The 19,106-nt window shown below is 68.9% G+C and carries 21 protein-coding genes; 13 read left to right on the top strand and 8 right to left on the bottom strand.

Annotated elements, in window-relative coordinates; genetic code table 11:
* Positions 1-4 precede the first annotated feature (4 nt).
* Positions 5-1,135: an ATPase BagB gene (gene bagB / locus BEMPMBAN_RS01955; protein ID WP_159228723.1), complete on the bottom strand. Its 1,131-nt coding sequence runs from the start codon at positions 1,133-1,135 to the stop codon at positions 5-7.
* A 45-nt stretch (positions 1,136-1,180) separates the two neighbouring features.
* Entirely contained in the window at positions 1,181-2,236 is a 1,056-nt protein-coding gene (gene bagA, locus BEMPMBAN_RS01950; RefSeq protein ID WP_159228722.1) for an ATPase BagA, read from the bottom strand.
* 48 nt (positions 2,237-2,284) lie between these two features.
* Here bagA and sp36 point away from each other — a divergent pair, with 48 nt between their 5' ends.
* The 3 genes from sp36 to BEMPMBAN_RS01935 are packed head-to-tail and all read left to right on the top strand — an operon-like array spanning position 2,285 to position 3,689.
* Positions 2,285-2,446 (top strand): Sp36 family protein, encoded by a 162-nt coding sequence (gene sp36, locus BEMPMBAN_RS01945; protein ID WP_159228721.1) that lies wholly within the window; start codon positions 2,285-2,287, stop codon positions 2,444-2,446.
* Between the two features lie 17 nt (positions 2,447-2,463).
* Positions 2,464-2,901 (top strand): RidA family protein, encoded by a 438-nt coding sequence (locus BEMPMBAN_RS01940; RefSeq protein WP_159228823.1) that lies wholly within the window; start codon positions 2,464-2,466, stop codon positions 2,899-2,901.
* Between the two features lie 5 nt (positions 2,902-2,906).
* Positions 2,907-3,689, top strand: a complete 783-nt coding sequence (locus BEMPMBAN_RS01935) for an MBL fold metallo-hydrolase (RefSeq protein WP_159228822.1) — start codon at positions 2,907-2,909, stop codon at positions 3,687-3,689.
* 105 nt (positions 3,690-3,794) lie between these two features.
* Here BEMPMBAN_RS01935 and crp read toward each other — a convergent pair whose 3' ends face one another.
* Positions 3,795-4,469: a cAMP-activated global transcriptional regulator CRP gene (gene crp, locus BEMPMBAN_RS01930; RefSeq protein WP_003931718.1), complete on the bottom strand. Its 675-nt coding sequence runs from the start codon at positions 4,467-4,469 to the stop codon at positions 3,795-3,797.
* 130 nt (positions 4,470-4,599) lie between these two features.
* Positions 4,600-4,893, bottom strand: a complete 294-nt coding sequence (locus BEMPMBAN_RS01925) for a hypothetical protein (RefSeq protein ID WP_234897262.1) — start codon at positions 4,891-4,893, stop codon at positions 4,600-4,602.
* Positions 4,894-5,085: 192 nt separating this feature from the next.
* Here BEMPMBAN_RS01925 and nth point away from each other — a divergent pair, with 192 nt between their 5' ends.
* The 4 genes from nth to marP are packed head-to-tail and all read left to right on the top strand — an operon-like array spanning position 5,086 to position 8,532.
* The gene (gene nth / locus BEMPMBAN_RS01920) at positions 5,086-5,847 is read left to right on the top strand and encodes an endonuclease III (RefSeq protein WP_159228821.1); all 762 of its coding nucleotides are present in this window, start codon (positions 5,086-5,088) and stop codon (positions 5,845-5,847) included.
* A 17-nt stretch (positions 5,848-5,864) separates the two neighbouring features.
* Positions 5,865-6,569: a TlpA family protein disulfide reductase gene (locus tag BEMPMBAN_RS01915; protein ID WP_159228719.1), complete on the top strand. Its 705-nt coding sequence runs from the start codon at positions 5,865-5,867 to the stop codon at positions 6,567-6,569.
* The gene (locus tag BEMPMBAN_RS01910; protein ID WP_159228718.1) at positions 6,566-7,342 is read left to right on the top strand and encodes an NUDIX hydrolase; all 777 of its coding nucleotides are present in this window, start codon (positions 6,566-6,568) and stop codon (positions 7,340-7,342) included. Before BEMPMBAN_RS01915 ends, BEMPMBAN_RS01910 begins: the two co-directional genes overlap by 4 nt.
* Positions 7,343-7,344: 2 nt before the next feature.
* The gene (gene marP, locus BEMPMBAN_RS01905) at positions 7,345-8,532 is read left to right on the top strand and encodes an acid resistance serine protease MarP (RefSeq protein WP_159228717.1); all 1,188 of its coding nucleotides are present in this window, start codon (positions 7,345-7,347) and stop codon (positions 8,530-8,532) included.
* Here marP and BEMPMBAN_RS01900 read toward each other — a convergent pair.
* Together BEMPMBAN_RS01900 and BEMPMBAN_RS01895 are read right to left on the bottom strand one after the other, a co-directional pair.
* Positions 8,525-9,490 (bottom strand): alpha/beta fold hydrolase, encoded by a 966-nt coding sequence (locus BEMPMBAN_RS01900; RefSeq protein WP_159228716.1) that lies wholly within the window; start codon positions 9,488-9,490, stop codon positions 8,525-8,527. The genes marP and BEMPMBAN_RS01900 overlap by 8 nt on opposite strands.
* Positions 9,490-10,002, bottom strand: a complete 513-nt coding sequence (locus BEMPMBAN_RS01895; RefSeq protein WP_159228715.1) for a phage holin family protein — start codon at positions 10,000-10,002, stop codon at positions 9,490-9,492. The genes BEMPMBAN_RS01900 and BEMPMBAN_RS01895 overlap by 1 nt, the downstream gene beginning before the upstream one ends.
* A gap of 151 nt (positions 10,003-10,153) precedes the next feature.
* Between BEMPMBAN_RS01895 and BEMPMBAN_RS01890 the strand changes: the two genes are divergently transcribed.
* Positions 10,154-10,861, top strand: a complete 708-nt coding sequence (locus tag BEMPMBAN_RS01890) for a chymotrypsin family serine protease (protein ID WP_159228714.1) — start codon at positions 10,154-10,156, stop codon at positions 10,859-10,861.
* Positions 10,862-10,876: 15 nt separating this feature from the next.
* Here the strand turns inward: BEMPMBAN_RS01890 and acs are convergent, their stop codons facing one another.
* The gene (gene acs / locus BEMPMBAN_RS01885) at positions 10,877-12,841 is read right to left on the bottom strand and encodes an acetate--CoA ligase (protein ID WP_159228713.1); all 1,965 of its coding nucleotides are present in this window, start codon (positions 12,839-12,841) and stop codon (positions 10,877-10,879) included.
* 146 nt (positions 12,842-12,987) lie between these two features.
* On the opposite strand from acs, the gene BEMPMBAN_RS01880 reads away from it, so the two are divergent.
* Positions 12,988-13,761, top strand: a complete 774-nt coding sequence (locus BEMPMBAN_RS01880; RefSeq protein ID WP_159228712.1) for a Fic family protein — start codon at positions 12,988-12,990, stop codon at positions 13,759-13,761.
* Between the two features lie 440 nt (positions 13,762-14,201).
* On the opposite strand, the gene BEMPMBAN_RS01875 is transcribed toward BEMPMBAN_RS01880, so the two are convergent.
* A complete protein-coding gene (locus BEMPMBAN_RS01875; protein ID WP_159228820.1) occupies positions 14,202-15,014 on the bottom strand; it encodes an HAD-IB family hydrolase in 813 nt (270 codons plus the stop codon).
* 463 nt (positions 15,015-15,477) lie between these two features.
* Here BEMPMBAN_RS01875 and ssd point away from each other — a divergent pair, with 463 nt between their 5' ends.
* Genes ssd through BEMPMBAN_RS01855 form a run of 4 tightly spaced genes read left to right on the top strand, consistent with a single transcriptional unit; the run spans position 15,478 to position 19,101 of the window.
* Positions 15,478-16,575 carry a septum site-determining protein Ssd gene (gene ssd, locus BEMPMBAN_RS01870; RefSeq protein ID WP_159228711.1) on the top strand — a complete coding sequence of 366 codons (1,098 nt, stop codon included), beginning with the start codon at positions 15,478-15,480 and terminating at the stop codon, positions 16,573-16,575.
* On the top strand, positions 16,572-17,750 hold the full coding sequence (locus BEMPMBAN_RS01865; protein ID WP_159228710.1) for a TadA family conjugal transfer-associated ATPase: 1,179 nt from the start codon (positions 16,572-16,574) through the stop codon (positions 17,748-17,750). Before ssd ends, BEMPMBAN_RS01865 begins: the two co-directional genes overlap by 4 nt.
* Positions 17,747-18,532 carry a type II secretion system F family protein gene (locus tag BEMPMBAN_RS01860; RefSeq protein WP_159228709.1) on the top strand — a complete coding sequence of 262 codons (786 nt, stop codon included), beginning with the start codon at positions 17,747-17,749 and terminating at the stop codon, positions 18,530-18,532. The genes BEMPMBAN_RS01865 and BEMPMBAN_RS01860 overlap by 4 nt, the downstream gene beginning before the upstream one ends.
* Complete coding sequence (locus BEMPMBAN_RS01855; protein ID WP_159228708.1) at positions 18,529-19,101, top strand: type II secretion system F family protein; 573 nt, start codon at positions 18,529-18,531, stop codon at positions 19,099-19,101. The genes BEMPMBAN_RS01860 and BEMPMBAN_RS01855 overlap by 4 nt, the downstream gene beginning before the upstream one ends.
* Positions 19,102-19,106 lie beyond the last annotated feature (5 nt).

Below are 19,106 nucleotides of genomic sequence, written 5' to 3'. Positions count from 1 at the left end.
AACGTCACGCCGCGGGAAGTTCCCCGGTGATCTGATCGGCGATGGCCCGCAGGGCCTCCAGGTCGGATACGTCGAACGGCAGTGACGGCACCCCCACGATCGCCACGTGCGGGTTCGCGCCGGTGAACCGCGACAGCAGCCGAACTTCCCGCTTGGCCGTGGACGCGCGGGCGGCATGGATGCGCAGGACGGCCACGGTCAAGCCGTCTGAACCGGACTTCTCCAACTCGTCTGCCGCTTCGGCGGCCTTGTCGGCGTGCAGGTTGCACAGCGTGGGATGGGTCCGGTTGAGGATCAGCCCCGCCAGCGGCATGTGCTCGCCGGCGAGCCGGTCGACAAAAAAGGACGCCTCGCGCAAAGCGTCGGGCTCGGCCGCTGAGACGACGACGAACTGGGTGCCGCGCCGCTTGAGCAGTTCGTAGGTGCGGTCCGCCTTCTCCCGGAAGCCGCCGAACGTCGCGTCCAGCGACTGCACGAAACCGGCGGCGTCGGAGAGCATCTGCGATCCCAGGATCGTCGACATCCCCTTCATCGCGAGCCCGACCGCGCCGGTGACCAGACGGCCGATGCCGCGGCCGGGTGCGAGCAGCAGACGCCACAGCCGGCTGTCCATGAAGCTGCCCAACCGCTTCGGCGCGTCCAGGAAGTCGAGCGCGTTGCGTGACGGCGGGGTGTCGACCACGATCAGATCCCATTTGTCTTCTGCCAGAAGCTGTCCCAGCTTCTCCATGGCCATGTATTCCTGCGTGCCGGCAAGTGACGTGGCGACCGTTTGATAGAACTGGTTGTCCAGGATGGCGTCCGCGGCCCCGGATCCGGAGTACTGGACCACCATTTCGTCGAAGGTCCGGCGCATGTCGAGCATCATCGCGTGCAGCTCGCCGGGTACCTCGGGCGCCAGCGGTACCCGCTGCGGGTTGTTGCCCAGGTCCTTGATCCCCAGCGCCTGGGCGAGCCGCTTGGCGGGGTCGATGGTGAGCACGACGACGGTGCGGCCGTACTCGGCGGCGCGCAACGCCATCGCGGCGGCGGTCGTGGTCTTGCCGACGCCGCCCGCGCCGCAGCACACGACGACCCGGTTGGACTTGTCGAGCAGGATCGAGGCCATGTCCAGGGCCGGCGGGGTGGTGCTCATCGTGCCCATCTCCTCTTCGCGCAAGCGCTCATCGACATCCTCCGGTTACCGGACGCCCTGCTGGGCGAGTGCTTCTGCCAGTTCGTACAGGCTTCCCAGGTCAACGCCATCGGGTAGGGAGGGAAGCTCGAGTCGTGCCACGTCGATCTCGACGAGCTCGTCGGAACTCTCGGTGCGCGCGGCGATCCGGGTCGCATGCTGGATGGTCTCGGTGAGCAAGCCGGCGAAGTCCTGATCGGACAGCCTGATTCCGACCTTCTGCAGCCCCGCCCGGACCGCGTCGGCGTCGATGTCACCCTCGGCGGCCTTGGCCAGGTCGTCGGGCGGCAGGTAGGCCGGGATGTTGCGGTTGACGATCACGCTGCCGATCGGCAGCTGCATCTGCCGCAGTTCCTCGATCGCCTCGACCGTCTCCTGGATCGGCAGTGACTCCAGGAGGGTGACCAGGTGGATCGCCGTCAGGTCGGAATGCAGGAGCTTGACCACGCCCTCGGCCTGCGAGTGCACCGGGCCGCCTTTGGCGAGGTCCGAGACCGCCTTGGTGACGTCGAGGAACCGGGCGATGCGACCGGTGGGCGGGGCGTCGACGACGACGGCGTCGTACGCGGTGTGGCCGCCGGCTCCCCTGTCCTCTTTCCCTACCTTCTCGTTGCGGACCACGATCTCCTTGATCTTGCCGGTGAGCAGCACATCACGCAGACCCGGTGCGATCGTCGTCGCGAACTCCACGGCACCGATCCGGCGCATGGCCCGCCCGGCCAGGCCCAGGTTGTAGAACATGTCGAGGTACTCCAAGAACGCCGCCTCGGTGTCGATCGCCAGCGCGTTGACCTGGCCACCGCCCTCGGCCGTCGCGATCTTGACCTCCTCGTAGGGCAGCGGCGGCACATCGAAGAGCTGCGCGATTCCCTGGCGACCCTCGACTTCCACCAGAAGCACCCGGCGGCCACCGGCGGCCAGCGCCAGCGCCAGCGAGGCGGCGATCGTCGACTTGCCGGTGCCGCCTTTGCCCGTCACGAAATGCAGGCGGGCTTTGGTCAGGCGAGCCGGCCAGCCGACGGGCTTGGGACCATCCGTTGTCCCGGTTGATGTGGTAGCCACCACTGCATGCTAGCCACAGGGGGTGTGCCGCCGGATAAGCTCGGCCGCATGAGCGAACCGACCCGCTGGGAGTACTCGACCGTGCCCTTGCTGACACACGCCACGAAACAGATCCTCGACCAGTGGGGTGAGGACGGCTGGGAGTTGGTGTCGGTCCTGCCTGGTCCGACCGGCGAGCAGCACGTCGCCTACCTCAAGCGGCCGAAGTGACCTCCTGGTCGGCCCGCATGGCAGATCAGGGCATCGAACTGCCGCAGGTCGTCGCGCCGGTGGCGGCCTACGTTCCCGCGGTCCGCACCGGCAACCTCGTCTACACGTCCGGTCAGTTGCCCATGACGTCGGGCCGGCTTCCGGTGACCGGCAAGGTCGGGGCGGAGGTGTCCGCGGAGCAGGCCAAGACTCTGGCCCGGCAGTGCGCACTGAACGCGCTGGCCGCCGTCGACTCGTTGGTCGGCGTCGACGCGGTGGTGCGTGTCGTCAAGGTCGTCGGGTTCGTCGCCTCGGCGCCGGGTTTCGGCGGCCAGCCCGGCGTCATCAACGGGGCGTCGGAGCTGTTCGGTGAGGTCTTCGGGGACGCGGGGGCGCACGCCAGGTCCGCGGTGGGAGTTTCTGAGTTGCCGCTCGATTCACCCGTCGAGGTCGAGGTCGTCGTAGAGGTCGCGTGAGCTCGCTGGAGCATCCCGCCTACGGCCTGCTACGGCCGGTGACCGACACCGCGTCGGTGCTGCTGTGTGACAACCCGGGGCTGATGACGCTGGAGGGCACCAACACCTGGGTGCTTCGCGGGCCGGGCAGCAACGAGATGGTGGTGGTGGACCCCGGGCCTGACGGCGCGGGCCCTGCCGACGAGCACATCGAGCGGCTTGCCGCCCTCGGACCGATTCCACTGGTGCTGATCAGCCACCGGCACTCCGACCACACCGGGGGGATCGACCGGATCGTCGATCTCACCGGCGCCGTCGTGCGGTCGGTCGGGAGCGGATTCCTGCGCGGTCTGGGCGGGCACCTGACCGACGGGGAGGTGATCGATGCCGCGGGCCTGCGGATCACTGTGATGGCCACCCCCGGGCACACCGCCGACTCGGTGTCGTTTCTCGTCGACGACGCCGTGCTCACCGCCGACACCATCCTGGGGCGCGGCACCACGGTGATCGATCACGAGGACGGTGACCTGGGCGACTATCTCGAGTCGTTGCACCGCCTGAAGGGCCTGGGGCATCGCACCGTGTTGCCCGGGCACGGCCCGGAACTCGACGACATGGTGGCGATCAGCGACACCTACCTGGCGCATCGCCAGGAGCGACTCGATCAGGTGCGGGGTGCGCTGCGCGACATCGGCGAAGGGGCCAGCTCCCGCGAGGTGGTGGAGCACGTCTACACCGATGTCGACGAAAAGCTGTGGGACGCCGCGCAATGGAGCGTTCAGGCGCAGCTCGACTACCTGCGCCGCTGAGCCCCGCCGGAACGGTATTCCAGCAGGCGCGCACTCCCACTTTTGCTGCTGGAACGCAGTTCCGGCGGAGGAGTCCTACCTCGCTCGGCGCTGGATTCTCGCTCGTTACCTCGCTCGGCGGGCCAGCCGCTCGGAGTCCGAGATCAGCACGCTCTTGCCCTCCAGCCGGATCCAGCCGCGGTGGGCGAAATCGGCCAGCGCCTTGTTGACCGTCTCGCGGGACGCCCCGACCAGCTGGGCGATCTCCTCCTGGGTCAGGTCGTGGGTCACCCGCAGCGCCCCGCCCTCCTGCGTGCCGAACCGCTGAGCGAGCTGCAGCAGCTGCTTGGCCACCCGGCCGGGCACGTCGGTGAAGATCAGATCGGCGAGATTGTTGTTGGTGCGGCGCAGGCGACGAGCCAGCACCCGCAGCAGCTGCTCGGCGATCTCCGGCCGGTCGGCGATCCACGCCCGCAAGGCCTCGCGGTCCATCGACACGGCGCGCACCTCGGTGATCGTGGTGGCGCTCGACGTGCGGGGCCCAGGATCGAAGATCGACAGCTCGCCGAACATGTCGGACGGGCCCATGATCGTCAGCAGGTTCTCCCGGCCGTCCGGTGAGCGCCGCCCGATCTTCACCTTCCCGGAGATGATGATGTACAGCCGGTCGCCGGGCTCGCCCTCGGCGAACACCGTGTGTCCGCGCGGAAAGTCGACTGGCTGTAGCTGCTTGGTCAGCGCGGAAACGGCGCTGGGTTCCACCCCCTGGAAGATTCCGGCCCTGGCCAGGATCTCGTCCACGTTGCCCCTCTTAAGCTGTTCGGTGATCAGAAATACGCAAGCCGACCTCATGTGCGGATCGTGCGATCAGTCTAGAGGTAGGCCCTGCCGACGTTGTCGGCAATTGAGCCTTCAGCGTGACCAGCCCACGCTACACAGGATTGGCATGGCGGGTCTGCTGAAACTCCGGATTGGCGCCGTGATGGAAGTACTGACGTGTCGGCAAACGCGGGGCCTGGTGCTGGACGGCGAGTCCGCCCGTCGCCGAATCCCGCTCGTCGAGCCGTCGGTGCAGTCCGTGCAGAGCGTGGTCCATGCCGTCGCGGGCGAGCGTGCCCACATCGCTGGCCTCGGCTTGGTCGAAGAACTCGGCAACATCTGACGCCGAGAGGATGTCGCGGTGCAGGCTCGATTCGAGACGCTCGAGACCGAGGGCCGCCAGCATCAGCAACCCCGGAATCAGCGCAACGAGCAACCAGGACACAAGGGTGAAGTAAACACGGCCAATGTCTCAGCACGATCACGAATAGCCGTCGGTAAAGACCGATCCGATCCTCGGCGCGTCGCACCCCGTCAGTAGGCTGGTCGGGTGACTGTGGGTGAGACGCCGGCGCGCGGATCCGGTGGTGAGACGCCGGTGCGGCGCGCGGCGGCCCGCAGGTCGGGCAGCAAGTGGGACGCAGAGACCCGGCTGGGTCTGGTGCGGCGCGCCCGGCGGATGAACCGCACTCTGGCCCAGGCCTTTCCGCACGTCTACTGCGAGCTGGACTTCACCAACCCGCTCGAGCTCACGGTGGCGACCATCCTGTCCGCGCAGAGCACCGACAAGCGCGTCAACCTCACCACGCCCGCGTTGTTCGCGAAGTACCGCACCGCCGTCGATTACGCCCGGGCCGACCGGCCTGAGCTCGAGGAGTTGATCCGGCCCACCGGCTTCTTCCGGAACAAGGCCAACGCGCTCATCCGGCTGGGCCAGGAGCTGACCGAGCGCTTCGACGGCGAGGTGCCCGCGACGTTGGAGGAGCTCGTCACCCTGCCCGGCGTGGGCCGCAAGACCGCCAACGTGATCCTCGGCAATGCGTTCGGGGTGCCGGGCATCACCGTCGACACCCACTTCGGCCGGCTGGTGCGCCGCTGGCGGTGGACGGACCTGGAGGATCCCGTCAAGGTCGAACACGCGGTCGGCGAGCTCATCGAGCGCAGCGAGTGGACGCTGCTCAGCCACCGGGTGATCTTCCACGGCCGCCGTGTGTGCCATGCCCGCAAGCCGGCGTGCGGCGTCTGTGTGCTCGCCAAGGACTGCCCGTCGTTCGGCCTCGGCCCCACCGATCCGCTGACGGCCGCTGCCCTGGTCAAGGGCCCCGAAACCGAGCACCTGCTCGCGCTGGCCGGACTCTAGGCGCCTCGTCTACCCCGATGAGCGTTTCTGTCCGGTGGAGCATTGTGGCGATGGTGGTGGTCATCGCGCTGAGCGTGGCGCTGTGGTCGGAGCTCGACGCCGGGAGCGGTGGAGGCGACGAGACGTCGTCGTCATCGTCGTCATCGTCGTCATCGTCGTCGCAGAACACCGTCTCTGCTCGGGACCGCCGCGACGCCGACACCCCTGAGGCGCTCGCGGGTCCGCGCGCCCGCGCCGATCTCGAACCCTGCCCCGCGCCCGGACCGTCCTCGGGTCCCGAGGCGTTGCGCGGCATCGTGCTCGAGTGCGCCGGCGACGGCTCGCGGGTCGACGTCGCCGCCGCCGTAGCCGGCCGGCCCACCGTGCTCAATCTCTGGGCGTACTGGTGCGCCCCGTGTGCCGACGAGCTACCCGCGATGGCCGAGTATGCCCGGCGCGTCGGGCCCGACGTGCTGGTCCTGACCGTGCACCAGGATGAAAACGAGGCCGCGGCGTTGCTGCGCCTCGCCGAACTGGGTGTGCACCTGCCCACTCTGCAGGACGGACGCCGCAGCATCGCCGCAGCGCTGCAGGTGCCCAACGTGATGCCGGCAACGGTGATCCTGCGACCTGACGGTAGCGTTGCCGAGATTCTGCCTCGGTCGTTCGCCACTGCCGACGAAATCGCCGAAGCGGTCGATCCGGAGCTGGGAGTGGCAGATATGGCGGGGACGGGGCGGTGAGCTGGGACGACCACGCCGGCGAGCTGAATCCCGACGCTGCTCCGGCTTGGCTGACACCGCTGGTGACGCAGCCCGATGCGGTCAAGGCCGCCTACCGCCGCCGGGTGCCCGCCGAGGTGCTGGCGGCGATCACCGTGGCCAACACCACCGCGGCAAGGACGCGTTCCCGCCGCGACGCCGCGGTGTTGGTGCTGTTCTCCGGCCCGGCCGACGGCGAACCCGGAACGCTGCCCGACGACGCCGACCTGCTCGTGACGGTGCGCGCATCGACGCTGCGCCATCACGCCGGGCAGGCCGCGTTCCCGGGCGGGGCTGCCGATCCTGATGACGACGGACCGGTCCACACCGCCCTGCGGGAGGCCGCCGAGGAGACCGGCATCGACACGGGTCGGTTGCATCCGCTGGCTACTCTCGAGCGGATGTTCATCCCGCCGTCGGGTTTCCACGTCGTGCCCGTGCTCGGGTACTCGCCCGACCCGGGACCGGTCGCCGTCGTCGACCGTGCCGAGACCGCCGTGGTCGCGCGGGTTCCGGTCCGGGCGTTCGTCAACCCCGAGAATCGGATCATGGTGTACCGCAGTGAGAACACCCGCCGCACCGCCGGTCCGGCGTTCCTGCTCAACGAGATGCTCGTGTGGGGGTTCACCGGGCAGGTGATCTCCGCGCTGCTCGACGTCGCGGGGTGGGCGATCCCGTGGGATACCGACAACGTGTCCGAACTCGACGAGGCAATGGCGCTGCTGGGCGTCACGGGCAGCTACGGTGAAGCCTGACCATGACATCGTCACAGTGGCTCGACATAGCCATCCTCGCCGTTGCGCTCGTCGCCGCCATCTCCGGTTGGCGGTCCGGGGCGCCGGGTTCCCTGCTGGCCCTGGTCGGCGTCGTCCTCGGCGCGGTGGCGGGGGTCCTGCTCGCGCCGTACGTCGTCGATCGCATCAGCGGCCCGCGCACCCAGTTGTTCGTGACGCTGTTCCTGATCCTGGCGTTGGTGGTGATCGGGGAGATCGCCGGCGTGGTGCTCGGCCGGGCGGTGCGTGGCGCGATCCGCAACCCCACCCTGCGCATCTTCGACTCGGTGGTCGGCGTCGCGGTTCAACTGGTGCTCGTCCTGACCGCCGCATGGCTACTCGGCACCGCGCTGACGTCGTCTCCGCAGCCCAATCTGGCCGCGGCCGTCCGTGATTCGCGGGTGATCGCCGAGGTCGACGCCGTCGCGCCGAACTGGCTCAGGTCGGTGCCCAACCGACTCTCGGCGCTGTGGGACACCGCTGGACTGCACGACGTGCTCAAGCCGTTCGGGCCGACCGATGTCGCCGCCGTCGACGCCCCCGACGCGTCACTGGCCGAATCGGCGGTCGTCGGTGCGACCCGTCCGAGCGTGGTGAAGGTCCAGGGAGTGGCGCAGAGTTGCCAGAAGGTGCTCGAGGGCAGCGGGTTCGTGGTCGCTCCGAACCGGGTGATGTCCAACGCTCACGTGGTCGCGGGCTCGGAGAGCGTCACCGTCGAGATCGACGGGCAGACCTACGAGGCGGGCGTGGTCTCCTACGATCCCGACGCCGACATCTCCATCCTCGACGTGCCCAACCTCCCATCCGCGCCGCTGCAGTTCGCCGAGGGCGAGGCCCCTCCGGGCGCCGACGGCATCGTGATGGGGTATCCCGGGGGCGGCGACTTTCTTGCGACCCCGTCGCGCGTCCGGGAGGTCATCGAGCTCAACGGCCCCGACATCTACCGCGCGACGACCGTCACCCGAGAGGTCTACACGATCAGAGGGACTGTGCGACAAGGTAATTCAGGTGGGCCCATGATCAACCGCAGCGGCAAGGTGCTCGGAGTGGTGTTCGGGGCCGCAGTCGATGACGTCGACACCGGATTCGTCCTCACCGCCGAGGAAGTGGCGCGGCAGATGGCCAGGGTCGGCAACGTCGATCGGGTGCCCACCGGCACCTGCATCAACTAGCGGCGTACACCTGCGCCAAGAAACGCGACAGATGCTCGTTGAGCATCTCGGGTGCCTCTTCGTGACCGAAATGCCCTGCGCTGTCCAGCGTTACGTACCGCCCGTGGGGAGCGTAGCGCTGCGTCCGGTGCACCGGATCAGCCAGCACGTAGGGGTCGGCGTCGCCACGCAGATGCAGCACCGGAACCGCCAGCGGCCGCTTCATCGACCGGATGAACCGGCGACCCTCGCTGCGCAGTTGGCTTCGCACCGCCCAGCGCTGGTACTCCAACGCCGAGTGCGCCGCCGATGGGATCTGGATGGCACGCCGCAGATGGTCGATGGTCTCTGAGAAATCTTCGCTGGCTTGCCATTTGGCGCTGGAGCGGCTGCGCACCAGCCGCTCCAGTTCGGCGCCGTCGTGGCGTGTCAGCGCACGCTCGGGCCATGCGGGCACCTGGTAGCGCAGCATCCACGGCAACAGCGCCGCCCCCTGATCGCGACGGGTCAGCGCCGAGGTGCGCAACGCGGCCGGATGCGGCGAGCTCACCACCGCGATGGCGTGCACCGCCCGGGGATGCAGAACGGCGGTGGCCCAGCAGACCAGTCCGCCGTCGGCGTGACCGACCAGGGTGGCCGACTTGTGTCCCAGCGCGCGCACCAGACCTGCGGTGTCCCCGGCCAGTGTCCAGCCGTCGTAGCCGCGCGGTGGTTTGTCGCTGCCCCCGTAACCACGCAGGTCGACGGCTACCACCCGGGCGCCGGTGAGGCCTTTGAGTTGGTGTCGCCAGGACCACCAGAACGAGCCGAAGCCGTGCAGCAGGATGACCAGCGGCCGGTCGGTGAGGGCTTTGGACCCGTCATCGGTGTCCGGGCGCCGCTCGGCTTCGACGACGTGAAACCGAATCCCGTTGGCGTGCACGTCCAGATGACGCCACGGCCCGGCGATGCGCACCACCGACGGACCGGGTGGGGCCATTACCAGCCTGACGGGTCGGCAGTCGACGCCGGCTTACCGTCTTTCGACGCTACCGCCCTCGCGGCCTTGTCCGGACCCGGGTTCAGGGCCTCGGGGATCTCTTTGACCGACTCGATCGTCTGCTGGGGTCCGCGGATCCGGCGCACCTTGAGATAGCCGACCAGGGCCAGCACCGCGGTCACCACGACCATGATGCCGAACACGATCAGGAAGGCGGCCCAGCGCCACAGCCAGCTGTCCAGCAGCTCGGCGACAAAGAAGAAGAAGAAGAACGTCGAGTAGAACAGCACCACCAGCGCCAAGATGAAGAAGACGCTTCCGGTCAACCCCTTCTTGACGTCGCGGGTGATCTCGGCCTTGGCCAACTCCACCTCGGCGCGGACCAGGGTCGACACCTGAGAGGTGGCGTCCTTGACCAGATCACCGATCGACGGGTCGGGCTTCGCCGCGTGCGGGTCCACCAGTGGTATCGAGGTCACAGTGGTCGGCACGCCGTTCTTGCGGTCGCTCACGGAAGCTTCCTTCCCGCATCTGCTGTCAGGTCGCGGTTCATAGCGGGACCAATATTGCCACGTGGCGTGGCGCTAAACGATTCCGGCCGACGATAGACTGCCATGGTTCCTTGAAGGGGCGGGGTCGGGCACGTCGATTGGGGAGTGATTCTTGAGGACCAGCGGCCTGGCGCTGACCGTCTCTGCTGTGATTGTGGCGCTGACCGCCGTGTTCACCCCCGCGATCGTCGCTCCCGCCCACGCCGACGCACCGGCGACGCTCGGCGGCGGCTCCGGACTTGTCGTCGACGGCGAGACGTTGTGCACCCTGACCACCATCGGCACCGACAACCGCGGCAGCCTGATCGGGTTCACCTCGGCGCACTGCGGCGGCCCGGGAGCGGTGGTGGCCGCCGAAGGAAACGAGAGCGCGGGTGTCGTCGGCACGATGGTCGCAGGCAACGACGGGCTGGATTACGCGGTGATCGAGTTCGACCGGACGAAGGTCATTCCGACCAGTTCGGTCAACGGGTTCCGTATCGACGGCCTCGGGCCGGATCCCAGCTTCGGGGATGTGGCCTGCAAACTCGGCCGCACCACCGGCTATTCGTGTGGCGTCACCTGGGGGCCCGGCGAGGAGCCCGGCACCATCGTCAACCAGGTCTGCGGGCAGCCCGGGGACTCCGGAGCGCCGGTCACCGTCAACAACAGGCTCGTCGGCATGATCCACGGGGCGTTCTCCGAAGAGCTGCCGACCTGCGTGATCAAGTTCATCCCGCTGCACACCCCGGCGGTCACGATGTCGTTCAACACCCAACTCGCCGACATCACCGCCAAGGGACGGCCGGGCAGCGGCTTCGTCCCGGTCGGGGCCGCGTGACGGCGACCTGTCGGCCTACTTGCTCTCCCTGATCGCCTCGAACACGCTGGGATCGACCAATGTCGAGGTGTCACCGAGTTCGCGGCCTTCGGCCACGTCGCGCAGCAGACGCCGCATGATCTTGCCGCTGCGGGTCTTGGGCAGCTCGGGCACCACGTGGATCTCCCGGGGTTTGGCGATCGGGGAGATCTCCCGCGCCACCTCGGCGCGCAGTTCGTCCACCATCTGCTCATGTGACATCTGGGCTGCGTGCGACTTGAGGATGACAAAGGCGCAGATGCCCTGACCCGTGTGCTCATCGGTGGCGCCGACGACGGCCGCCTCGGCCACCCCGGCGTGACCGACGAGTGCGGACTCCACCTCGGCGGTCGAGATCCGGTGACCGGAGATGTTCATCACGTCGTCGATGCGGCCCAGCACCCAGATCTCACCGTCGCTGCCGTACCGGGCGCCGTCACCGGCGAAGTACCAGCCCTGGTCGGCGAACCGCGACCAATAGGTCTCCTTGAACCGCTCCGGGTCGCCCCAGATGCCGCGCAACATCGCCGGCCACGGCTTGTCGAGCACCAGGTACCCGGTGACGTGCTCACCGTGGTCGGGGCTGGGCTCGAGGTCGTTGCCGTCGTCGTCGACGATCTTGGCCGAGATCCCGGGCAGCGGACGCATCGCCGAACCCGGCTTGCAGTCGGTCACCCCGGGCAGCGGCGAGATCATCGCCGCGCCGGTCTCGGTCTGCCACCAGGTGTCCACGACCGGGGTCTTGTCCCCACCGAACACCAGGCGGTACCACCGCCACGCCTCGGGGTTGATCGGTTCACCCACCGAGCCGAGCAGCCGGATGCTCGACAGATCGTGCTCGAAGGCGATTTCGCGGCCCCACTTCATGAACGTCCGTACCACCGTGGGGGCGGTGTAATAGATTGTCACACCGTATTTTTCGATGACCTGGAAGTGGCGGTGCTCGTCGGGGGAGGCCGGGGTGCCCTCGTAGACGACCTGCGTGACGCCATTGGCCAGCGGTCCGTACACGATGTAGGTGTGCCCGGTGACCCAGCCGATGTCGGCGGTGCACCAGTACACGTCGGAGTCCGGTTTGACGTCGAAGACGTTGTGGACGGTGTAGGCCGCCTGGGTCAGGTAGCCGCCCGAGGTGTGCATGATGCCCTTGGGCTTTCCGGTGGTCCCCGACGTGTACAGCAGAAACAGCGGATGCTCGGAGTCGAACGCCTCCGGCGTGTGGTCGGTGGAAGCTTGCGGAACGGTCTCGTCCCACCATTTGTCACGGCCCTCGGTCCACGGCACGTCGATGCCGGTGCGGCGCACCACGAGCACGTGTTCGACGGGGTTGTTGTCGCCGAGACCTTCGATGGCCTCGTCCACACCGGCTTTCAGCGGCGCCGCCTTGCCGCGGCGGAACTGACCGTCGGTGGTGATCACCAGCTTGGCCTCGGCGTCCTCGATCCTGGCCTTCAGCGCCGAGGCGGAGAACCCGGCGAACACCACCGAGTGCATCGCGCCGAGTCGCGCGCAGGCCAGCATCGCGATGATCGCCTCGGGCACCATCGGCATGTAGATGGCGACCCGGTCACCGGCGCGCAGGCCGAGGTCGGCGAGGGTGTTGGCCGCTTGGCACACTTCGTCTTTGAGCTGGGAGTAGGTGATGTCGCGGGCATCGCCGACGGGTTCGCCCTCCCAGTGGATCGCGACCCGGTCGCCGTTGCCCGCCTCGACGTGGCGGTCGACGCAGTTGTAGGCGACGTTGAGCTTGCCGCCGACAAACCACTTCGCGAAGGGGGCGTCGGACCAGTCGAGCACCTCGTTGAACGGGGTGTCCCACTTCAGGCGGTTGGCCTGGTCGGCCCAGAACGCCAATCGGTCTGCCTCCGCCTCGTCGTACAACGCTGCCGTCGCGTTGGCGTTGGTGGCGAACTCCGGTGCCGGTGGGTACGAAGACTGGACTTCCACGTGCGTCTCGGTCATGGCTGTGAGCGTAGTCACCGAAGGTTGCATCGACGTTGGCAACTCACAAGTAGGGCTGTGGGCGGCACCTGCGGCGCGACGAGCGTCGTGGCTGGCGGGTCCAGTGGTCGACTAGCGTGTGCGGGCGTGACCGGTGGTGAGTGCAGATGACGGCCGAGGGCTCAGCTGCCGGGGACCTGCTGGCGCCGTTGTCCCGGCTTCCCGGCGTCGCCGCGGCCGGCGACGAGGCGCGCGAAGCGCTCGGCAGGGCTCATCGGCATCGCACTAATCTACGCGGCTGGCCGCAATCGGCAGCCGAGGCGTCGTTACGGGCGGCCCGGGCGTCGTCGGTGCTCGACGGCGGCCCACTGCAGTTCTCCACCGGCGCAGCGGACGACGCCGGGCGCGACCCGGTGCTGGCCGGAGCGCTGCGGGTGGCCGAGGCACTCGAGGGCGGTGAAGGCGCGCTGGTCGGGGTGTGGCGGCGGGCGCCGCTGCAGGCCATCGCCAAGCTGCATGCGCTGGCGGCGGCGGACTTGGTTGACGCGGACCGACTCGGTCGGCCGCGCTGGGACGCCGACGTGGGCCGGCGACTCGAGTTGCTCGCCGACGTCATGACCAGCGGCACCCGGGTGCCGGCGACGGTGCTGGCGGCCGTCGGGCACGGCGAACTGCTGACCCTGCAGCCGTTCGGGACCGCCGACGGTGTTGTCGCCCGGGCGGTGTCGCGACTGGTGACGATCGCCAGCGGGCTGGACCCGCACGGTCTCGGCGTGCCGGAGGTGCACTGGATGCGGCGTTCGAGCGACTATCAGGCAGCGGCCCGGGGTTTCGCGTCGGGCACCGCCGAGGGACTGGCTGCCTGGCTGGTGCTCAGCAGCGAGGCGCTGCACGCCGGCGCCCGCGAGGCGTTGTCCATCGCCCAGTCGGCCTCGGGTTGACGCACGGCCCAGCAACTCCCCCCAGCAAAACGAGGCGGGCGGCGCCCGAAGTAATTCGAAAGTACTTCGGTTCGCCGCCCGCGAGCACGAATTCCGGTTACCAAGCGTGCTTGTCTGGGTTGCGTGGGTTGGCCTCGGCGTTCTTGCGAAGCGGTACGACTGCAACCCCACCCAAAGGGCTGTCGTGATCGTCCGTTCTTCGCAATTCCGCAGGCCCGCAACGCTTTTACCTATTTCGCGGTATGTGCTCCGCGTGGGTTCCGGGACCCGTGCTCGGGAGCTGGGATCGGGAGATAGAGCCTTCTCTTCCGGCTCGACCTTGGCCTCACCCGGCTTCCGTGCTTCCTTTGTACTCCGTGACCTCGGTCACAGCAAGGGTCAAACGGGTCGAGATCCCGGATCGTTACGACAGCCCACTGGCTACTGAGCGGTACGGAGCGTCAGAACGCGAACCGGCGCAGCAGCGTGTACGTCAGTGCGCCGGCGGCCAGGGCGCTGACGCCGACGGCGGCCGTCGTGGCGACGGCCGCTCCCGACGGCGCGGGAAGCCGGTCGCGCAGCGACACCGGCTTGGAGAAGGTCTGTACCGGCCAGTCGCGCGCGGCGGCTTCCTTGCGCAACGTCCGGTCGGGATTGACCACCGTCGGATGTCCGACGGCCTCGAGCATCGGTAGGTCGGTGATCGAGTCGGAGTAGGCGTAGCAATGTTCGAGCGCGTAACCCTCGCGGGCGGCGAGCGCGCGAATGGCCTCCACCTTGCCCTCGCCGTAGCAGTAGAACGCGATGTCGCCGGTGTACTTGCCGTCCTCGACGACCATCCGGGTGGCCATCGCGTGAGTGGCGCCCAGTGCGCGGGCGATCGGTGCCACGATCTCCTCGCCGGAGGCCGAGACGACCACCACGTCGCGACCGCAGAGTTTGTGGTCGGCGATGAGTTCGGCCGCCTCGGCGAAGACCAGCGGATCCACGATGTCGTGCAACGTCTCGCCGACGATCGACTTGACTTGTTCGACGTCCCATCCGGTGCACATGTTCGTGATGTAGGAGCGCATCCGGTCCATCTGGTCGTGGTCGGCGCCGGACATCAGGAAAAGGAATTGCGCGTACGAAGACTTGAGCACCGCCCGCCGATTGATTAGCCCTTGACTGAAGAAGGGTTTGCTGAAAGCCAAAGTGCTGGATTTAGCGATCACGGTTTTATCCAGATCGAAGAACGCCGCGGTGCGAATGGGGCGGTCCGATGAGGCCGGCATTCCGGGGGGTGGGCCCACCCCTGCCGCCGGGTCGGATGTGGTCACAACGCCAGCATAGAGGGGCCGTGCGTGACAGATCGTGTCAGATTGTACAAACTGGCAGTTCACGACACGTGTCTGGGACTGTTATTTTTCCTGGTCTTGGCCGACATCACCGGGTTTCGGTACTTGCGCTGGTGCACTCTCGCGTGTGTATAGTGGGCATCACTCGGCTTATGCCGGGTGTGCATCAGCCCGACCCCCCGGGGCTGATACACGACGACCTCCGCCTCCTCCCCCCCTGGCGGGGGTCGTCCCTTTTGTGGGGTGTTTTCGCAAAGCGGACAGGTCCCCGAATCTGAGAAGGTTGCGGAATACCGTTTTCGGTGAGTTTCCGGTGCATCCTCTGTCCCCATAACGGTGTTGATCCACAGATCCCGGCCGTGCTCTTTCGGGAATCCCGACCGCATCCGACGCTGGGGTCATGACGACGTCCCCGGGGATCCTGGCCGTGCTCGACGACCGGTCGCTCGATGCCGACATCGACCGCATCGTCGCAGCTGCGGGCCTGCGTGTGGTGCGTACCGAGGATCCATCGAGCCTGCGGGTGTGGACCAGCGCGGCGGCGATAGTGCTGGATATCGGCGCCGCCCGGCGGTGCGTGCAGCGGGGCCTGCCGCGCCGCGCGCGGATCCTGCTGGTCAGTCGCGCAGAACCCTGTCCGGCCGAATGGGAGGCGGCTGTTGCTGTCGGTGCGCAACAAGTTGTGATGTTGCCCACACAGGAGCGCGAACTGATGGCGTCGCTGTCGGACGCCGCCGAAGCAGCGGGCCAGAGTGGGACGCGCGGGCCGGTGGTCGCCGTTCTGGCAGGTCGCGGCGGTGCGGGGGCGTCGGTCTTCGCCGCCGCGCTGGCTCAGGCGGCAGCCGAATCACTGCTCGTAGACGGGGATCCGTGGGGCGGCGGGCTGGATCTGGTGCTCGGTAGCGAGGCCGAACCCGGCCTGCGGTGGCCCGATCTGTCGCTGGCGGGCGGACGGCTGAGCTATTCGGCCCTGCGTGACGCGCTACCGAGGCGCCATGGGGTCAGCGTGTTGTCGGGCAGTCGCGTGTTGTCTGAGGACCCTGCCAGCAACCACATCGGCGCCCTGCCCCTGGCCGCGGTGATCGACGCCGGAAGCAGGGCAGGGGTGCCGGTGGTCTGCGATGTCGCCCGCCAACCGACGGCTGCCGCGGAGACCGCACTGGCCGCGGCGGACCTCGTGGTGCTGGTCACCACGGCGGACGTGCGCTCCTGTGCCGCCGCGGCCGCCACCGGTCGATGGGCGTCGGCAGGTAACCCGAACACCGGCGTGGTGGTGCGTGGACCGTCGCCCGGCGGCCTGCGGCCGGTCGACGTCGCCAGGATCGTGGGGTTCCCGGTGCTGGCGTCGATGCGGCCGGAACCCGGTATCGCACCCCGACTGGAGCGCGGCGGCCTGACGCTTCGGCGGCGCTCCCCACTCACCGCGGCGGTCCGCAAGGTTCTCGGAATCCTCAGCCAGAACCCGCATCTGGGCCAGTTGACGGAATCCGCCGCGTGAGCACGCCGCTTGTCGACCGGGTCCGCGAGCGGCTCGCCGCCGAACGGGCGCCGCTGCGGCCCAGCGTGGTGGCGGCCGCAATCCGCGCGGAGTCCGGTGGTGTGCTCGGCGACACAGAGGTGCTCAGCAGCCTGCGTGAATTGCAGACCGAGTTGCTCGGCGCGGGAATCCTGGAACCGCTGTTGTCTGCACCGGGGACCACCGACGTGCTCGTGACAGCCCCTGATGCCGTGTGGGTGGACGACGGCGGGGGTTTGCGACGAAGCTCGGTGCGATTCGCTGACGAGGCCGCCGTGCGTCGGTTGGCGCAGCGGCTGGCGCTGAGCGCAGGCCGCCGCCTCGACGACGCTCAACCCTGGGTGGATGGCCAGATCGACCATCTTGATCCCGCCCATCCCGGCGAGCTGCTCAGTGTCCGGCTGCACGCGGTGCTGCCGCCGGTCTCCGCGGCGGGCACCTGCTTGTCGCTGCGGGTACTGCGGCCAGCCAGCCAGGGTCTCGATGCGCTCGCCGGCACCGGCGCGATCACCGCCGAGGCGACCGAACTCCTTCGCGGCATCATCGACGCCCGGCTGGCGTTCGTGGTCTCCGGCGGTACCGGCGCGGGCAAGACAACACTGTTGGCCGCGATGCTGGGCGCAGTCGCCGCCGACGAACGCATCGTGTGTGTGGAGGACGCCTCCGAACTCGCGCCCCGGCACCCTCATCTGGTCAAGCTCGTCGCCCGGTGCGCCAACGTCGAGGGAGTCGGCGAGGTGACGGTGCGCGATCTGGTCAGACAGGCGCTGCGGATGCGCCCCGACCGCATCATCGTCGGCGAGGTCCGCGGCGCGGAGGTTGTCGACCTGCTCACAGCGCTGAACACCGGCCACGACGGCGGCGCCGGGACGGTGCACGCGAACAAGCCCGCAGAGGTGCCGACCCGCTTCGAAGCGCTCGCCGCGCTCGGCGGCCTCGATCGGGCCGCGCTGCACAGCCAGCTCGCGGCGGCCATCCAGGTGGTCCTGCACGTAACTCGTGATCAGACGGGACGCCGCCACCTCAGCGAGGTGGGGATGTTGCAGCGAGCCGACGACGGCCGGGTGACGGTGGCACCCTGCTGGAGCTCTGCGGCGGGCTTCGGTTGCGGCGCCCAGGCACTGGACGACCTGATACGCGTGCGGAGCCGGACGTGACCGGCGCGGCCCTGGCCCTGGCGCTGTCGGTGATGATCGCTCCGGTCTCGTCGCGACGCCGGGCGCGAGGGCTGATCCCGGCGCCGCCGAACCACCGAAGACCTCCCGTGGTGCCGTGGGCGGTGGCCGGGTGGGCGGCGCTGCTGCTGCTGATCCCGTGGACTGCTGCCCTCGCGGTAGGCCTGCTGGGCGTCACCCTGCTCGCCCGGAGGCGTCTCACTCGTCGCAGGCGGGCGCGGGCCGACGAGGCATCCGCGCTGCAGGCCGCCCTCGACGTTCTGGTCGGGGAGTTGCGGGTCGGTGCGCATCCGGTTGCCGCGATGGGTGTCGCGGCCAAGGAATCGCACGGTCGCGTCGGCCGGTCGCTGAGCTCGGTTGCCGCCCGCGCGATGCTGGGAGCCGACGTGGCCGCAGGGCTGCGCGCCGAGGCGGAGCGCTCGGCATCCCCCAGCCACTGGGAACGGCTGGCGGTGTGCTGGGAGCTCGCGCAGTCCCACGGGTTGGCGATCGCCACGCTGCTGCAGGCCGCGCAGCGTGACATCTCCGAACGCGAACGGTTCGAGGGGCGCGTGGAGGCCGGCATGGCCGGTGCCCGCGCCACCGCGGCGATCCTCGCGGCACTGCCGGTGCTCGGGGTGCTGTTGGGACAGTCGATCGGCGCCGAGCCGCTGCGGTTCCTGCTCTCCGGAGGGGAGGGCGGCTGGCTACTGGTGATCGGCACCGGGTTGGTCTGCTGTGGCCTGCTCTGGTCGGACCGGATCACCGCGCGGGTGCGCACATGATCTGGGCGGCAGCATTTCTCGCGACAGCGCTGGTGGTGTCACCCGGCGCCTCCGGTGTCCGGCTGCGGGTCGGTCTGCACCAGCCGGTGGTTCGTCGCGGGCACGCCGCCGGTGACGATGCGCTCGCCACTGCGACGAGCCTCGATGTCCTCGCGGCGTGCCTGCGCTCCGGGATGGCGGTCTCGAGCGCGGCGTCGGGAGTCGCCGAGTCCGCGCCCACGGCCATGGCGGTGCTGCTTCGGCGGGCCGCCGATCTGCTGGCGCTGGGCGCCGATCCTGCTGTGGCGTGGGCGAGTCCTGCCGAGCCGGTGGACAGACACGCCGACGCGTTCCTGCGGATGGCGCGCAGGTCCGCGGCGTCTGGTGTCGCGCTGGCGCACGGGACCGAGGACCTTGCCGTCACACTGCGCGCAGCCGCCGCCGACAGCGCCAGCGCCGAGGCCGAGCGTGCCTCGGTGTTGATCGCGGCGCCGCTGGGGCTGTGTTATCTGCCGGCGTTCCTGTGCCTCGGCATCGTGCCCGTGGTCGCCGGATTGGCCGGCGAAGTCCTGCAATCGGGAGTGTTGTGACCAGA

This window comes from Mycolicibacterium austroafricanum, from assembly GCF_902705885.1.
Taxonomy (GTDB): Bacteria; Actinomycetota; Actinomycetes; order Mycobacteriales; family Mycobacteriaceae; genus Mycobacterium; species Mycobacterium vanbaalenii_A.
This window is presented reverse-complemented; position numbering and strand designations above follow the sequence as displayed.

Bases quoted from the DNA above. Each gene is read 5' to 3' on its own strand.
- bagB (WP_159228723.1), bottom strand. From the start codon at position 1,135: ATGAGCACCACCCCGCCGGCCCTGGACATGGCCTCGATCCTGCTCGAC.
- sp36 (WP_159228721.1), top strand. From the start codon at position 2,285: ATGAGCGAACCGACCCGCTGGGAGTACTCGACCGTGCCCTTGCTGACA.
- BEMPMBAN_RS01940 (WP_159228823.1), top strand. From the start codon at position 2,464: ATGGCAGATCAGGGCATCGAACTGCCGCAGGTCGTCGCGCCGGTGGCG.
- BEMPMBAN_RS01925 (WP_234897262.1), bottom strand. From the start codon at position 4,893: ATGCTGGCGGCCCTCGGTCTCGAGCGTCTCGAATCGAGCCTGCACCGC.
- BEMPMBAN_RS01915 (WP_159228719.1), top strand. From the start codon at position 5,865: ATGAGCGTTTCTGTCCGGTGGAGCATTGTGGCGATGGTGGTGGTCATC.
- marP (WP_159228717.1), top strand. From the start codon at position 7,345: ATGACATCGTCACAGTGGCTCGACATAGCCATCCTCGCCGTTGCGCTC.
- BEMPMBAN_RS01900 (WP_159228716.1), bottom strand. From the start codon at position 9,490: ATGGCCCCACCCGGTCCGTCGGTGGTGCGCATCGCCGGGCCGTGGCGT.
- acs (WP_159228713.1), bottom strand. From the start codon at position 12,841: ATGACCGAGACGCACGTGGAAGTCCAGTCTTCGTACCCACCGGCACCG.
- BEMPMBAN_RS01880 (WP_159228712.1), top strand. From the start codon at position 12,988: ATGACGGCCGAGGGCTCAGCTGCCGGGGACCTGCTGGCGCCGTTGTCC.
- BEMPMBAN_RS01875 (WP_159228820.1), bottom strand. From the start codon at position 15,014: ATGCCGGCCTCATCGGACCGCCCCATTCGCACCGCGGCGTTCTTCGAT.
- ssd (WP_159228711.1), top strand. From the start codon at position 15,478: ATGACGACGTCCCCGGGGATCCTGGCCGTGCTCGACGACCGGTCGCTC.
- BEMPMBAN_RS01855 (WP_159228708.1), top strand. From the start codon at position 18,529: ATGATCTGGGCGGCAGCATTTCTCGCGACAGCGCTGGTGGTGTCACCC.